The organism is Hymenobacter rubidus, assembly GCF_016734815.1.
Taxonomy (GTDB): Bacteria; Bacteroidota; Bacteroidia; order Cytophagales; family Hymenobacteraceae; genus Hymenobacter; species Hymenobacter rubidus.
On sequence record NZ_JAERQF010000029.1, the window covers coordinates 1 to 15,016 of the forward strand.

The 15,016-nt window shown below is 60.4% G+C and carries 9 protein-coding genes; 3 read left to right on the forward strand and 6 right to left on the reverse strand.

What is annotated here, in order from left to right; translation table 11 throughout:
• Positions 1–144: 144 nt before the first annotated feature.
• Together JKL48_RS17210 and JKL48_RS17215 are read right to left on the reverse strand one after the other, a co-directional pair.
• Positions 145–1,473, reverse strand: coding sequence for a tetratricopeptide repeat protein (locus JKL48_RS17210; RefSeq protein ID WP_201985239.1), 1,329 nt, complete (start codon positions 1,471–1,473; stop codon positions 145–147).
• Between the two features lie 114 nt (positions 1,474–1,587).
• Positions 1,588–3,789: a DUF4331 family protein gene (locus tag JKL48_RS17215; protein WP_201985251.1), complete on the reverse strand. Its 2,202-nt coding sequence runs from the start codon at positions 3,787–3,789 to the stop codon at positions 1,588–1,590.
• Positions 3,790–4,104: 315 nt separating this feature from the next.
• Between JKL48_RS17215 and hscA the strand changes: the two genes are divergently transcribed.
• The 3 genes from hscA (at position 4,105) to JKL48_RS17230 (ending at position 8,688) form a co-directional block, all read left to right on the forward strand.
• Positions 4,105–6,042: a Fe-S protein assembly chaperone HscA gene (gene hscA / locus JKL48_RS17220; RefSeq protein ID WP_201985254.1), complete on the forward strand. Its 1,938-nt coding sequence runs from the start codon at positions 4,105–4,107 to the stop codon at positions 6,040–6,042.
• Positions 6,043–6,099: 57 nt separating this feature from the next.
• Positions 6,100–7,425 carry an O-antigen ligase family protein gene (locus JKL48_RS17225; RefSeq protein WP_201985256.1) on the forward strand — a complete coding sequence of 442 codons (1,326 nt, stop codon included), beginning with the start codon at positions 6,100–6,102 and terminating at the stop codon, positions 7,423–7,425.
• Positions 7,426–7,509: 84 nt separating this feature from the next.
• Positions 7,510–8,688 (forward strand): anhydro-N-acetylmuramic acid kinase, encoded by a 1,179-nt coding sequence (locus JKL48_RS17230; RefSeq protein ID WP_236668883.1) that lies wholly within the window; start codon positions 7,510–7,512, stop codon positions 8,686–8,688.
• Between the two features lie 57 nt (positions 8,689–8,745).
• Here the strand turns inward: JKL48_RS17230 and JKL48_RS17235 are convergent, their stop codons facing one another.
• From JKL48_RS17235 to eno, 4 genes are all read right to left on the reverse strand, one after another.
• A complete protein-coding gene (locus JKL48_RS17235; RefSeq protein WP_201985258.1) occupies positions 8,746–9,282 on the reverse strand; it encodes a hypothetical protein in 537 nt (178 codons plus the stop codon).
• Positions 9,283–9,374: 92 nt separating this feature from the next.
• Entirely contained in the window at positions 9,375–13,031 is a 3,657-nt protein-coding gene (locus JKL48_RS17240; RefSeq protein ID WP_201985264.1) for a CARDB domain-containing protein, read from the reverse strand.
• Positions 13,032–13,131: 100 nt separating this feature from the next.
• Complete coding sequence (locus JKL48_RS17245) at positions 13,132–13,446, reverse strand: FtsB family cell division protein (RefSeq protein WP_201985267.1); 315 nt, start codon at positions 13,444–13,446, stop codon at positions 13,132–13,134.
• Positions 13,447–13,523: 77 nt separating this feature from the next.
• The gene (eno, locus tag JKL48_RS17250) at positions 13,524–14,795 is read right to left on the reverse strand and encodes a phosphopyruvate hydratase (protein WP_201985269.1); all 1,272 of its coding nucleotides are present in this window, start codon (positions 14,793–14,795) and stop codon (positions 13,524–13,526) included.
• Positions 14,796–15,016 lie beyond the last annotated feature (221 nt).

Sequence of the window (15,016 nt, forward strand, 5' to 3'; positions counted from 1 at the left end):
TTTCCCCCCAACGAGCCAAAAGAACCTTATAAAAAAAGACTAAAAACCCCCCCCCCCCCCCGGCCCCCGCCCCCCCGAACCTTTTTCCCCCCCCCGCCCCCCCCCACGCCAGATGAGCAGGACGGGCTTTCATTGAACTACGCTCTAGCGGGCGGCTAGCATTTTCTTGCCCTCCGCTTCCACGTCAGGGTTCAGATAGGGCGCGGTTTTGAGCGACTGTTCAATCAGCGTCTGCCCCTCGGCCGTCTTGCCCATCTTGGTGAGGATAAGGCCGGCGCGGCACAGCAGCACCGGGTTTTTGGAGCCCGTGCGGCGGGCCACCTGCATGTACTTCTGGGCTTCGGCAAACTGGCCGCGCTTGTAGAGCACCCAGGCCATGGTTTCGTTCACGTCGATGTTGTCGGGCCGACGAGCGTACTCAATTTTGGCGTGCTCCAGGGCCTTGTCCAGCTCGTTGGTTTTGAGGTAGGCATAGGCTAGTTCGCGGTCGGCGTAGTGGCCCATCTGCTCGTTGCTGTCGGCCTCTTTGGCTGCATTCGCCAGCATGTCAATGGACTCCTCGGCCATTTTCTTTGCTTCATCCGGCTGGTCGTTGAGGCGGTAGAGGTCCGTCAGTTCATCCGAAAACGCGTAGTCCTTCACCGTAATGCGGGCTTGTTTGTAGAGGCCAATGGCCTTCGCGTAGTCCTTATGAGCCGCCGCCATGCGGCCCAGGCCCGCCAGCGCGTAGGCATAGCCGGGCCGGGCCGTCAGGGCCATTTGGTAGTAGGCACGGGCGCGGGCCGTGTCGCCGCTCACTTCATAGAGGTGGCCCAAGGCCACGCGGGTCCACTCAGTTTGCTCCAGGCCCACGTAGCCGGCCTTGGCGGCCAGGTCCATGGCTTGAATAGCGCCGGGCACGTCGCCGTAAATCTCGCGCAGGTAGCTCACGCGGGCATACGCGGCCAGGTCGGGACGCAGGGCATTCATCTTGTCGGCCACCTTCACGGCTTCGTCGTAGTGGCCCATTTCCACATTGGCATCGGTCAGCAGGCCGTACACGAAGCCGCTGTTGGGGTTCAGCTTTTGGGCCTGCTCCGCAATACCAAGGCCCTGGGCGAAGTGGTGCTGGGTGAGGCAAAGGGAAGCCTTGCAGCACAGTGCCTCGAAGTTTTCGGGCTCGGCCTTGAGAACTTCTTCCAGCAGCTCCATGGCGGCGCCGTCGTAATAGGGGTGGTCGCCGGTCACGCGGGCTTCCTGCATGTAGGCCTGGGCCAGCAGCAGGCGGCTTTTGTGGTCGTCGGGGTTGGTGCGCAGCTTGGCCAGCAGGCCTTCGATGGCGGCTTTGGTATTGAGCCACTCACCCCCGGCGGCCAGGTCGCCGTGGCGCTCCTTCAGCTCGGGGGTGCGGTGCTCGGGTTTTTTGAAGAAAAAAATGGCGGCGGCCAGCAGGCCGAATACCACCAGCAAACTGGGGTATAGATACTTTTTCAAGACAGAAGGAAGGAAATGAGCGGGAATGGTTGGCTAGTGAAAGCTACGAAAAAAGAGCCGCCGCCAGCCCAAACGGACCAAACGACGGCTCTTTCTCTTAGCGGCTAAGGCAGCTTATTGGCGCTCGATGCGCACCGATTGCACCACCGTTTTGCCGTTATACAGCGTGGCGATGTACTGGCCGGGGGCCACGTCGCGGCCCGGCGTCCAGGTCACTTCGTTAACACCCTGCACAAAAGACTTGTCTTTGGCAATGGTAGCTACCTGGCGGCCAGCTACGTCACTGATTACGATGCTCATCGTGCCTTTGGCGGGCAGCTCAAAGCGCAGCGTCGTGCGGTCGATGAAGGGGTTGGGGTACACCTGGGCCACGGTCAGGTCCGGCGACAGGCCAAGGCTGGTCGAGCGCTGCGCCAAGGCTACGCGCTGGGCCGTGGTGCCGCTCCAGGGCTGCTGCACGTAGGGGAACGAAGCCCGGAACGTGGTGTCGTTGGCCGTGATGCCGGCATTGAAATTCAATACGCGGCCCAGCTGCGTGGTCACGGGGCTGGTGCTGGTGGGCGTGTAGTCGTCGTACCACAGGCCCACGGCGGCCAGTACTACGCCACCCACGGCTTGCAGCTCGATGCGGGTCACGTCGTCTTCCAGGCGGCGGCCGTTGGGGAAGCCGTCCATGTTCGGAATATTCTGCACCGTGGTGTTGTTGTACATGGTGTAAGCCGGGTTGGCAGTCGGGTTCAGCGCAATGGCAGCGGCGGCCAGCAGGCCTTCTGAGCTGAAATCAGCCGAGTTGCGGGGCGTAGGGGGCACGGCCATGTTCAGGCGCAGCATGTCGCCACCGGGGTTGCTGGGCGAGGCGCCCACCAGCAGGAAGTTGTTGATGAAAGGTTTGCCGGCAGCCAACGGGTTGCCGTTTTTGCCCACGGCCAACTGATACGGAATGGCGTTGGGCACCCCCGTATGGAAAATGGGCTTGATGTCAACCGAGCGGGGCTTGCCGGCTACCAGCAGGTATTCGCCGTAGCCACCGCTGGCAATGGGAGCCAGCGCCGTGCCGTTCAACAAAGCATTACCGGCCAAACCGCTCAGACCCGCCGCACCGTTGCGGAAGTCAAAGCCAGCGAAGCTGGCGCCGCCCAGCAAGGCCTGGCCCGCCAGCGACTTGCTTTGGATGCGCAGCGGCCCGAGTCCGGGGACTGCCTCACCGTAGTAGGTTTGGCCGGCCACTTTGGGGGCTGCCGGAGCTACCGGAGCGTTATCGGCCATGTAGAGGCCCAGTTCGGGGTTGGAGAGGTAGTCGTCGGTGGCGGCCACTTCGGCATAGGGCGAACCCGAGTTCCAGGCATCTTTCGAGCCAATGGGGTTGATAACTTCGTTCAGCAGCGGCATGCCAATGCGCGATACCTGCACGTAGTTGCCCGAATAGGTCGGGGCCGCGCCGGTAGCCGACAGCGTTTTGATTGACAAACGACTAGCCGAAGCCCACACCCCAATGATGTAGTTGGAATCCAGAATGTTGGTGGTCGTCGTCAGGGCCGGAGCCGTGGCTTTCTTCAGCACCGACACCGGAATCTGCATGGCAATGGCGTGGGTGTTTTTGCGGGCCAGGCCGTCGCGCGCGGCGCCGGGAGCCCGGATGCCGCCCAGGTCGAAGATGCCGCCCAGGTCAGCAAAAAATGGGTCGTCCGTCGGGCCGCAGAAGATTTTCGTGCCGTCGGCCAGGGTCTGCAGGTAGGTAGTGCCCGTCATGAGCGTACCGTAGGGCAAGGCCTGGTTCAGACCGGCCGGCCCGTTGATGGAGCGCGGGCCGATGTTGGGCGGCGGCACCACGCCGTTGTTTAGAATGGTGGTGAAAGCCCCACCACCCACGCTTTTCTCGCAGATGTAGGTGGTTCTCAGGTTCTGCATCCCCAACCGGATGTTGAAAAAAGTAGTATTGTCCTGGTTGGTGCGCGTAAATGTGAAACGGTAGGTGATGTCGTCGCCGGCATTGCCGGCCGTGCCGTTCTTCACGTGGATTTCGTAGCGAATATTCTCCCCAAACGTGTTGTAGTTGGGGCCGCCCTGGGGCAGCTCCAGCGGAATGTAGTTGGCGATGATGGTGACGCTGGCGTTGGCATCGTTCGCGGGCGAATCGGGGCTGCGGAAGGCGTAGAGGTCGGTGTTATCGGCCAGCGGGTCATCGGCGATGAGCGGGGCTTCGCGGTGGCTCGAGGCCTCCAGCGTGTTGTGCTGACCACTCCAGGCCAGCATCCCTCCCACCGAGGTTGCGAGTAGCGCAACGTGGAAAAGGGGACGAGTAAGCAGGTTTTTCATGAACAAAAAAGGGTTGGTTTGAAATGTGAAAAGAATAGGAGCAAAAAATAAGCAGCACAGTACCGCCCGGAACCTTCCGGTAATCTGGCATCCCAAACGATTGTGTGCGGTTGTATTTCCCTTACGAGAGCTTAACTGATTTCGGTTTTAAAAGCCATCAAAATATTCCTAAAATAATTCGGTCTTCTAGCTGCTTCAATCGTGAAAGCGCATTCTTTCTGGCCCGGCGGGGTTTAGCGCTACTTTTGCACCGCACTAACGAGTGTTATCTTTTTACTACTTTTTAGGCCACTGTTGCCAGTGGCTTACTTATATATGGCTACAGTCGCAATCAACCTCGCCACCGGCAGCCTCCAACAGGAAGAAATTATTGTCGGTATCGACCTCGGCACCACCAACAGCCTGGTGGCCTACGTGCACCCCGACACCCGCCAGCCCCTGGCCATCAACGACCAGGGCCGGGGCACCATCGTGCCCTCGGTGGTGCACTTCCCAGCCGAGGGCCTGGACCCCGTGGTGGGCAACGAGGCCCGCGAATTCCTGCTTACCGACCCGCAGCGCACCATCTATTCGGTGAAGCGCCTGCTGGGCAAAAGCTACCGCGACCTGGGCCAGCATGCCACCCAGCTCGGTTATAAAATCATCGACGATAATTCGGAGGGACTGGTTAAAATCCGGGTCGACGACCGTTTTTTCTCTCCCATTGAGCTGTCGGCCGACATCCTGAAGGAACTGCGCGCCCGCGCCGAGCACGCCCTCAAAACGCCGGTGAACCGCGCCGTCATCACCGTGCCGGCGTATTTCAACGACTCGCAGCGCCAGGCCACCCGCGACGCCGGCCGCCTGGCGGGCCTCGAGGTGCTGCGCATTGTGAACGAGCCCACGGCCGCCGCCCTGGCCTACGGCATCGGCCTGAGCCCCGACGAGGAAAAAACCGTGGCTGTGTACGACCTCGGCGGCGGCACCTTCGATATCAGCATTCTGCGCATTCAGCAGGGCATTTTTGAGGTACTGAGCACCAACGGCGACACCTACCTGGGCGGCGACGACTTCGACCGGGCCGTGTCGGACCATTGGCAGGAGGCCTTCCAACTGCCCACGGCCTACCAAACCAACCCGCACCTGCAGCAGCAGTTGCGCCTGGCCGCCGAAATGGCCAAGCGCTACCTCAGCCAGCACGACGACTTCACCACCCAACTCACCGACGAAGCGGGCCAGAATACCACCGTCACGCTCACCCGCGCGCAGTTCAACGACCTCATCCGGCCGCTGGTGGCGCGCACCATCGCCGCCTGCCGCCAGGCCGTAGCCGATGCAGGATTAGTTGTTGGTTCTCCGTTGTTAGTTGGTAGTACTAACCAAAGCCTGACAACTAACAACCAACAACTAACAACTAAACTCGATGCCGTGCTGCTGGTAGGTGGCTCCACCCGCGTGCCGCTCGTGTTCGAGGCCGTGTCGGAGTTTTTCGGCCAGCCGGCCAACAACTCCCTTAACCCCGACGAAGTAGTGGCCTTGGGGGCCGCCATTCAGGCCGATATTCTGGCCGGCAACCGGCGCGACGTGCTGCTGCTCGATGTGACCCCGCTCACGCTGGGCATCGAAACGCTGGGCGGTCTGCTCGACCCCATTATCCCGCGCAACTCCAAAATTCCGACCAAGGCCGGCCGCCAGTACACCACCAGCGTGGACGGCCAGGTGAACCTGAAGATAGCCGTATACCAAGGCGAGCGCGACCTCGTGAGCCAGAACCGCAAGCTGGGCGAGTTTGTGCTCACCGGCATTCCGGCCATGCCGGCGGGCCTGCCGAAAGTTGATGTCAACTTCCTTTTGAACGCCGACGGAATTTTGCAGGTCGAGGCCATTGAGCTGCGCTCCAACACCCGCCAGCAAGTCGAAATCAAGCCCCAATACGGCCTGACCGATGAGCAGGTGGAGCAAATGCTGATGGATTCGCTCATGAACGCCAAGGACGACGTGGCTGCCCGCCTGCTCATTGAGGCCCGCACGGCCGCCGAGCAGCTGCTGTACCAGGTAAGCAATTTCACGCGCAAAAACCGCGAGCACCTCACCCCTGAAGAACTCACGGCCACCGAAGCACAGGCCGAAATCCTGCGCACCGCCCTGGCCGGCATCGAGCGCGACCCCATCCTGAAAGCCATGGACGAACTGGACGAGCTGACCCGGCCCTACGCTGAGCGCGTGATGAACATCTCCATTCAGCAAGCCATGGCGGGCAAAAAAATCGGCTAATTACGGAGCGGCCCGCGCCGGGCGGGCGCCGGGCTTTCTTATTCTGACTTGTTACGCATGAGTATCTCGCGTTTTCGTTCGCGGCTGTTGCTGCTCTTTTACCTTTCGTTGGCCAGCCTGCCGCTCTCGGTCGACTGGTTTTCGGACCGGTTTCACCTGGGTCTGATGGTGGCTTCCGAACCGCTGATGGCCCTCACGGTGGGCCTCACGGTGCTGGGCCTGCTGGGCGGCTGGCTGGCGTGGCCGCTCAGCAGCCACCGGCTCGACAAGCTGATTGCTTTTCACTTCGGCGCCATGTTTGTGGCCACCGTCTTTTCCAGCGATTTGCTGGTATCGGCCAAGTATTTTACCACGCTGGTGCTCTACGTGCTGTTTGGCTACTGCGTGCCGCGGGTGCTGGTGTTCAACCGTACCGAGTGGCTGCGCGCCATTGGCGCGCTGGCCGTGGGCACGTCTTTGCTGGTGGCCTATGTGCTTACGCGGCACTTATTTATGGGTTTGTCCTACAGCATTTCTTACGTCGTTGCCCAGCCCTTCTCTAAAAACGGGCACACCAACCTGACGGTGCTGCTGGAGCCCCTGGTGTTGGTGCTGAACCTGGTGCTGCTCTACCACCCCTGGGCCCAGAACGTGCGGGGGCGGGTGCTGGTGACGGCGCTGCTGACGGCGGTGCTCATGGTGGTGGCTTTCTCCTACTCGCGCGCTTCCTACGTGTCATTATCGGCCCAGGCGCTGCTTCTGATGGCTTATGCGGGCTGGTCGGCGGGCCGGCGTCTGCTCCTGCCGTGGGCCGTGGCGGGGGTTCTCATCTTCGCGGCCTGGCAGACGTTGACGCGCATATACCCCAATGCCTCGCTCGTCAACACGCATCTGCTGCACGAGCTGGGCACGGTGAGCGACTTTTCGGCCACCAACGAGTCCAACGCCGAGCGCCTGAACCGCTGGCTGTTCAGCCTCGACCTCTACCAGCAGGAACCCGTGATTGGCGTGGGGCCCGGCACCTTCCCCGACCGCTACCTCGACTTCGTCCGGCACTCGCCCAACCATCCCACCTACCTCACCACCCTGCGGCGCATGAACGCCCACAACCTCTACCTCAGCTGGCTGGTCGAGGCCGGGGCGCTGGGGCTGCTTTCGGGCCTCATGCTGCTCGGCTACCTGGTGGGGCGGCAGTTGCGCTGGGCTTTTCGCTGGCGGCCTACGCCGTTGCAGGTAGGCTTCACGGTCTATTTCCTGTTCTTCCTGCTGCATTCGCTTTCACAGGACTTCTGGCAGGAACCGCGGGTGGTGGTCGTATTTTGGCTGGCCATCGGCCTCCAGCGCTATTACGAGCGCCCGGCTTCCTACTCGCGACTGGCCGGAGGAGCGAAAGCTGCCGCTTAACCACCCACAGCTCATCCGTATGGGTACAAGCAGGCACAAACTCCTTTTTGTACTCGGCAAAAAGTTCTCAAAGGCCCATACAACTTGCTGAATCCGTCTCTAGCGCGACTTTTTTCCCTGGCCCAGCAACCGACGCGCCGGGTGGTGGGATTGATGTCGGGTACCTCGCTCGATGGGTTGGACGTTGCGCTATGCACCTGCCAGGGCCACGGAAACACGCTGCGCGTTGCGCTGGAGCAGTTCCAAACCGTGCCCTACTCCACCGACCTGCGGCAGCGCATCCGCGCCGTTTCGCAGCCCAACGTTGCCTTGCAGGACCTCACCCTGCTGCATGCCGAACTGGGCCGCTACCACGCGGCGCAGGTGTTAGCCTGCCTCAGCGCCTGGCACGTTCAGCCCGCCGCTGTCGACCTGCTGGCCAGCCACGGCCAAACCCTCTGGCACGCCCCCGCTCACCAGCACCAACGAACCGATTTTGGGCACCACGCCACCCTGCAAATCGGTGATGGCGACCATCTGGCGGCGCTCACGGGCATCATCACCGTGGCCGATTTTCGGCAGAAGCACGTGGCGCACGGCTTCGAAGGGGCTCCGCTGGCAGGTTTTGCCGACCAGTTGCTTTTTGCTGCGCCCACCGAAAACCGCTTGCTGCTCAACCTGGGTGGCATTGGCAATTTCACCTACCTGCCCGCCGATTCCTCAACCGGCCCAGCCCTCACCACCGATACCGGGCCGGCCAATACTTTGCTCGACGCCGTCACCCGAGCGCATTACCCCGGCCGCCTTTACGACGAACACGGCGCCCTTGCTGCCCAGGGTGCCGCGCATCCGGAACTGTTGCGCGAACTGCTGGCTCACCCGTTTTTCGCGGCAGCCCTGCCCAAAACCACGGGGCCCGAGCTATTTGGAATTGACTACCTGCGGGCAGCCCAGGCGCGCACGCACACCAGTGCCCTTCCCGCCCAGCACTTGCTGGCTACTTTGGTGGAGTTAAGCGCCACGGGCGTGGCGCTGGCAGCTCAACAGAGCAGCATGCTGGCAACAGTGGGGGCCGAAATAGTAGCCTACGTGAGCGGAGGCGGCAGCCACAATGCCACACTTATGGCCGCGCTCCGGCGGTTGTTGCCTGAAGTCCGTTTCGCTTCCATTGATGAATTGGGCATTCCGGCTGATGCCAAAGAAGCCGTGCTCTTTGCGGTATTGGCCAACGAAACCATTGCCGGAAATCCAGCCCTGAGCCTCGGCAAAATCTGCCTTCCGTAGTTCGTATGGAATAAAGAAAATGGTCCTGCTAAACTTGTCGAAGCATAACCAGTTGCCCTATTTTCTTTTATGGGTGGTTTTACCGGCGGGCGTGTTACGCGGGAGCTGCTGCGCCTGCCCAGCCCGCACACCAAAGCCCAGCACGGCCCGCGAGGCAGTGTCGCGAAACGTCACCTCAAGTAATATCGATGGGGCTTGCAGGCTCGAATCGGCAGCAAACGAGAAGGCGTAAAAGAGGCGCGAGGCGCGACCATCGCCCAATCGCACCCCCAGCTTATACAGCTCGATGCCCCGACCGTGCCGCTGGCCATTCTTCCAGATAGACTGGGCTGCTTGTTCAAACTGCCCGAAATTAATGGCCTGCCGCACTTCAGGAGCCAGCCGGGCATACGCCCCTTGGTAATCAGCCCGCAGCACCGCCCGCAAAAACTGTCCCGCCGCCAGCGCTTGCCCAGGCCGGCGCGGCACCGGCTGCCGTAGCGGGCTCATTGCGACCATTGCCACTACCAGCAGCGCCCCGCCACACTGTGCCAACCACCCACTGCGCCTGCTCGTCGGCCGCTGCGTTAGCCAATAGCTGAGGAATGCTTGCATGGCCAAAAATAAGCGGGGGCGGCTAGCCCGGCATGTGCCCGGCCAACCGCCCCCGCTGCCTGCTCTGGCCGAGCCGGCCGGCGCCAGCGCGCTTATTCGATAACGATGCGGCGCGTCACGCTCAGCCCGGCTCCTGTAAGGCGCAGCGTGTAGACACCCGTGGCGAGGCCCTGGGTAGCAATTTCGGCACGGTTGGCGCGGCCCGTGCCCAGCTGCATCGCTTGCGAAAGCACCCGCTGTCCCAGCGCATTGTAGAGGTCAAGCGACGCCTTGCCGCTGGCGCCTACGCCGTCCAGGGCCACTTGCAGCGCACTGCCGGCGGCCACCGGGTTGGGTACCACGGCCACGGTGTAGCCCGTCGTCTGGTCGCGGTTGGCCAGTCCCTGGGTTACGGTCACGGCCAAGGAAGCCAAGTTGTTGGTTTCGTCCGACTCGCTTACGGCATTTGCCGGGTCGGCCACAAATAGCACGAAATACGGGCCTGGCGTCACGTTGCTGGGCACCGGCGCTACCAGTTGGCGAGCAGCGTCCAAGTTGGGGCCCAACGCTGTGCCGGTGCTGGTGCCCAACAGGCGGTCATTGGCGCTCAGTATCCGGTCCGTCGACAGATAATAGCCCACGGCCGAGCTGGCGGCCGGGCCGCTTCCCTGGTTGGCAATGGTGGCGCTGAGCGACAAGTTGCCACCAGCAGGCACCGACGAAGGAGACGCGCCAATCTGGGTTAGCAGCAGGTCCGACTGGGGCGCGGCCACGCAGCTCACCGTGGCATCGAAGCCGCTGTACGTCACGCTGCCGTCGCTGGTAAACTGCACGGTCAGGGCACCATCCACGTTGGTCGCCACGGTAATCGGCGGGCCCTGCGTACCGGTGTAGGACCCCAGCAACGGCGCATTGATGGTGGTGCCATCGTAGATGCGCACGTAGTCGAAGCCCGACTCCAGCGCAAACGAGTTGAAGACGAGTTGCACCATCGAACCCGCCGTACCAGGCCGGATGGTCAGCGAACCGTTGGAATAGTCAGCGTAATTACTGTACCCGCCGTTGTCGTAAATCGTGGTCGAGCAGGTGGTCACAGATGCCGTACCCGAGAACGGCACCAAGGTGCCCGTAAACGGCCCCAGCACGGTCAAGGACTGGTAGGCCACGTTGTTGTTCTCGTTGGTTTCAGCGACGACGTTCAATGGGTCGGCGACGAACAGGACGTAGTAGTTGCCTGCCGTAGTGCCCGTTGGAATAATCAGACTGCCGTAGCGCGACGAGCTTTGCCCTGGGAACAAGGAGGTGCCCGTGGTGGAGGTCAGTAGCACATCATTCGTGCTGAACACTTGGTCCGTCGACAAATAAAAGCCCACTGTGCTGGTGTTGGCCGTGGTGTTGCCGCCATTATAAATGTAGCAGCTGCCGCCTACAGAGAAGCCCGGCGTCACGCTGGCAGTCGACAGCACGGGTTGCTGAATTTGCAGGTCAACGCTCGGCGCCAGCACCTGAATGGCTTGGTAAGCCACGTTGTTGTTCTCGTTGGTTTCCGACACGGCATTGAGCGGGTCGGCCACAAACAACACATAGTACGCGCCGGGGGCAGTACTGGCGGGTACTACCGGGCTGTCGTAGTGCGAGTAATACTGGCCCGCGGCCAGGGTATAGCCAGGGCTGTTCAGCATCAGCACGTCATTCGTGCTGAACACTTGGTCCGTCGACAAGTAATAGCCTACCGTGCTGCTGCTGGCCGTGGTGTTGCCTATGTTGTTGATGTAGCAGCTGGCACTCAGCGTATTGCCGGGCGCCGTGGTGTACGGGTTCACGTAGGCCTGCGTAATGTTCAGGTCGACACCGGGCGCCACTACTTGCAGCGTTGCCGTGGCGATGTTGTTGTTTTCGTTGGTTTCAGCCACCTGGTTCAGGTAATCGGCTACAAACAGGACGTAGTAGCTGCCCACTGCCGTGCCAGTCGGCACGGTCAGGCTGGCGTAGCGCGATGCATAATAGCCGCCCGACACGCTCCCGGTCGTGTTGCCTAGCAACACGTCGCTGGCATCCAGCGTTAGGTTGGTCGAGAGATAGTAGCCGATGGTGGCGTTGCTGGCCAGTGCGTTGCCTTGGTTGTAGAGGTAGCACGATGCCGACGTTACCCCGCCCGGCGCCACCGAGGTAGGCGTGAGGTAAGCGCTTTGCACTGTCAGGTCGATGGTGGCGCCCACCACCGTGAGGGGCAGGCTCCGCACGTTGTTGGTTTCGACCGATTCGGTCACGGCATTGGCCGGGTCGGCCACAAACAGGACGTAGTAGTTGCCCGCCGCAGTGCCCAGCGGCACAATTGGGTAGGCCGAGCGGTAGCTGCCAAGGTTGGCGGTTAGCGTGCCACCGGTCACCGTGCTCAGCAGCACATCGGCGGCATCGAACGTCGTGTTGGTTGACAGGTAGAACCCAACCGTGCTGCTACCCGCTGTGATGTTGCCTTGGTTGAATATCGTGCAGTTTACTTGCAGCGAGTTGCCGGCCACTGTCGAAGAAGGGTACAGCTGTTCCTGCTGAATGACGAGGTCGACGCCGGGCGGCGAAACGGTGATGCTTACGGCCGAAACGTTGTTGGTTTCGTTGCTCTCGCTTACTTGGTTCTGGTAGTCGGCCACAAATAAAATGTAGTACGTGCCCGGCGCGGTACCCGCTGGCACCGCCGCCGTGCCGTAGCGCGACGAAGAGTATGGCGGATACAGCTGAGCACCGTACTGCGAGGTCAGCAGTTGGTCGGCCGCATCCAGCGTGGCATCGGTCGAGAAATAAAAGCCCACGCTGCTGCTGGCAGCCGGCGCATTGCCCTGATTGACGATGTAGCAGCTCATGCTTAGCGGGTTGCCCGCAGCCGTATTCTGCGGCGATACCGTGGCTTGCAGAATGGTCAGGTCCACGCTCGGCGGCGTCACGGTGATGCTCACCGACGACACGTTGTTGTTCTCATTGCTCTCGCTTACCTGGTTGAGGTAATCGGCAGCAAATAGCACGTAGTAGTTGCCCGGCGTTGTGCCTGTTGGCACCGTGAGGGTAGCGTAGCGCGACGACGACTGGTTGACAGGCAGGGAATAACCGATGGAGTTGCCCAGCAACTGGTCGGCAGCGTCCAGGGTGGCATCCGTCGAGAGGTAATAGCCCACGTTGCTGCTGCTGGCCGTTGCCCCCGACAAGTTGTAGATGTAGCAGCTGGCCGAAACGCTGTTGCCCGCTACCACGCTCAGCGGCGACAATGAGGCGCCTTGTACGGCCAAATCGGCTTGGGCTTGCGGTGGCACCGTAGTCACGCAGCCAATGGTGGCCGCAAACCCGCTGTACTGCCCGATGCCATCGGAAGTCAGCTGCACCGTGAGTGCCCCCGAAGCCGTGGTACCGTACACCGTCGTGGGCGGATTGCTCGAATCATACGAGCCAATCAGCGGCGCGCTGATGTTGCTGCCATCGTAGATGTACACATGGTCGTAGTACGCTTCCACGGCAAACGACGTGAATTGCAACCGCACCTTGTTACCAGCCGTGGCCGGCACGATGGTCGTTGCGCCGTTGGCGTAGGTCGAGTAGCTGTTGTTGGGGCCGCCATCATCATACAGCGTGCCCGAACAAGTGGTGATGGTATTGGAGCCAGTTACTGGCAGGGAGTAGGTCTGCGCCCGCAGCGCCGTTGGCCAAGCCAATCCTACCAGTACAATCAGAACCAGCGTTCTGACCAATAGCCGCAAAGCAGCGGGGTAGCTATGCTTCATATAATTAAGTTGGGGAAAAATGGGGAGAAAATAAAAGAAAATGGGCAGTAGCATTTTGGCTACCCGTTCATAAGTAGTTGTAAATAGTTTCGGCCAGTGCCTATTCGGTTGCAGCCGGCACCAGCACGAATACGTCCTCTCCCGGACGTTTCATGAGGTATTTTTCCCGCGCAAATTTTTCCAGAAGCGCCGGCGAGCTCATCAGTTCGGCTCGCTCTTTCTTCACTACCTCAATGTTATCGAGGTAATACTGTTTTTCGTTGCGCAGGTCCTGCCATTTACGATAAATGTCGAACTGCTTGCCCAAATCGTTTGCATCGAATACCAGCATCCAGACCAAAAAGCCTATGCCGGTAAGGAAATAAAAACTGCGGGCCACCCGGAACACCGGGCTAATGAAGGAAGGTAGATTCATTGCGCGATAAAGGTAATACAAACGGCCAATTCCGCTAATGCGAAATTGGCCGTTTATACTCTGAATCACTGAAATAATTACATCTTCTTGCCGGGGAAGTACGCCACCTCGCCCAGCTCCTCCTCAATGCGGAGCAGCTGGTTGTATTTGGCCATCCGGTCCGAACGCGAAGCCGAGCCCGTCTTAATTTGACCAGTGTTCAGCGCCACAGCCAAATCGGCAATCGTGCTGTCCTCCGTCTCACCCGAGCGGTGGCTCATGATGGACTTGTAGCCATTGCGACGGCCCAGGTTCACGGCCGCAATCGTCTCGGTCAGGGTACCAATCTGGTTCACTTTGATGAGAATGGCATTAGCAATATTCTCATCAATGCCGCGCTGCAAACGGTCCACGTTGGTCACGAACAGGTCGTCTCCCACCAACTGCGTCTGCTTACCCACGCGCTCGGTCAGCGACTTCCAGCCGCTCCAGTCGTCCTCGTCCATGCCGTCCTCCAGGCTGATAATGGGATATTTCTTAACCCAATCAGCCCAGTAGTCCACCATCTGGCTCGACGTCAGCTTGTCGCCGGTGCTCTTCTTGAAGTGGTACACGCCATCCTCATAGAACTCCGACACGGCCGCATCCATCGCAATGAACACGTCCTCACCCGGGCGGTAACCGGCCGTTTCAATAGCCTGCAACACAATCTTAATAGCGTCCTCGTTCGACTTGATGTTCGGCGCAAAACCGCCTTCATCGCCCACGTTGGTGCTGAAGCCTTGCTTTTTCAAGACATTCTTCAGGTGGTGGAAAATCTCCGTACCCCAACGCAGTGCTTCCGAAAACGAAGAAGCTCCCGTGGGCATAATCATGAACTCCTGGAAGTCAATCGAGTTGTCGGCGTGCGAGCCGCCGTTCAGGATGTTCATCATCGGCACAGGCAAGGTCGAAGCCCCTACCCCACCAATGTAGCGGTACAGCGGCATGCCAGCATCTTGTGCCGCAGCACGGGCGGCAGCCAAGCTCACACCTAGAATGGCGTTGGCACCCAAGTTCGCCTTATTGGGCGTACCGTCCATCTCCAGCATAATCTTGTCAAGCAGTGCCTGCTCATATACCGAGAAGCCCACCAGTTCCTCCGCAATGCGCGAATTAACATTCTCCACAGCCTTCAGCACGCCCTTGCCCATGTACATGGACTTGTCGTCGTCACGCAACTCTACAGCCTCGTGTTTGCCCGTGCTGGCGCCCGACGGAACCGCCGCGCGGCCTACGACACCGGAGTCAAGCGTGACGTCAACTTCTACCGTCGGATTACCGCGGGAATCAAAAATCTGGCGAGCGTGAATTTGCGAGATGAAGCTCATAGCAAGTCGTTTTGTAAACAGTTAAATATGCTGCAAACGTACGCGAATCAGCCGGCATAAGCACGCTCACGATATTAAAAGAACGTTTCGCAGCGACTTACCACGGCTTGTGCTAACGATTGAACCGGCCCAAACAGGCAATCTTATTTGCTCTCCTCCCTCTAAAATTTTCGCACAAAAAAAGGGACGCTCCTCACGGAGCGTCCCTTTCAACTTTGCAG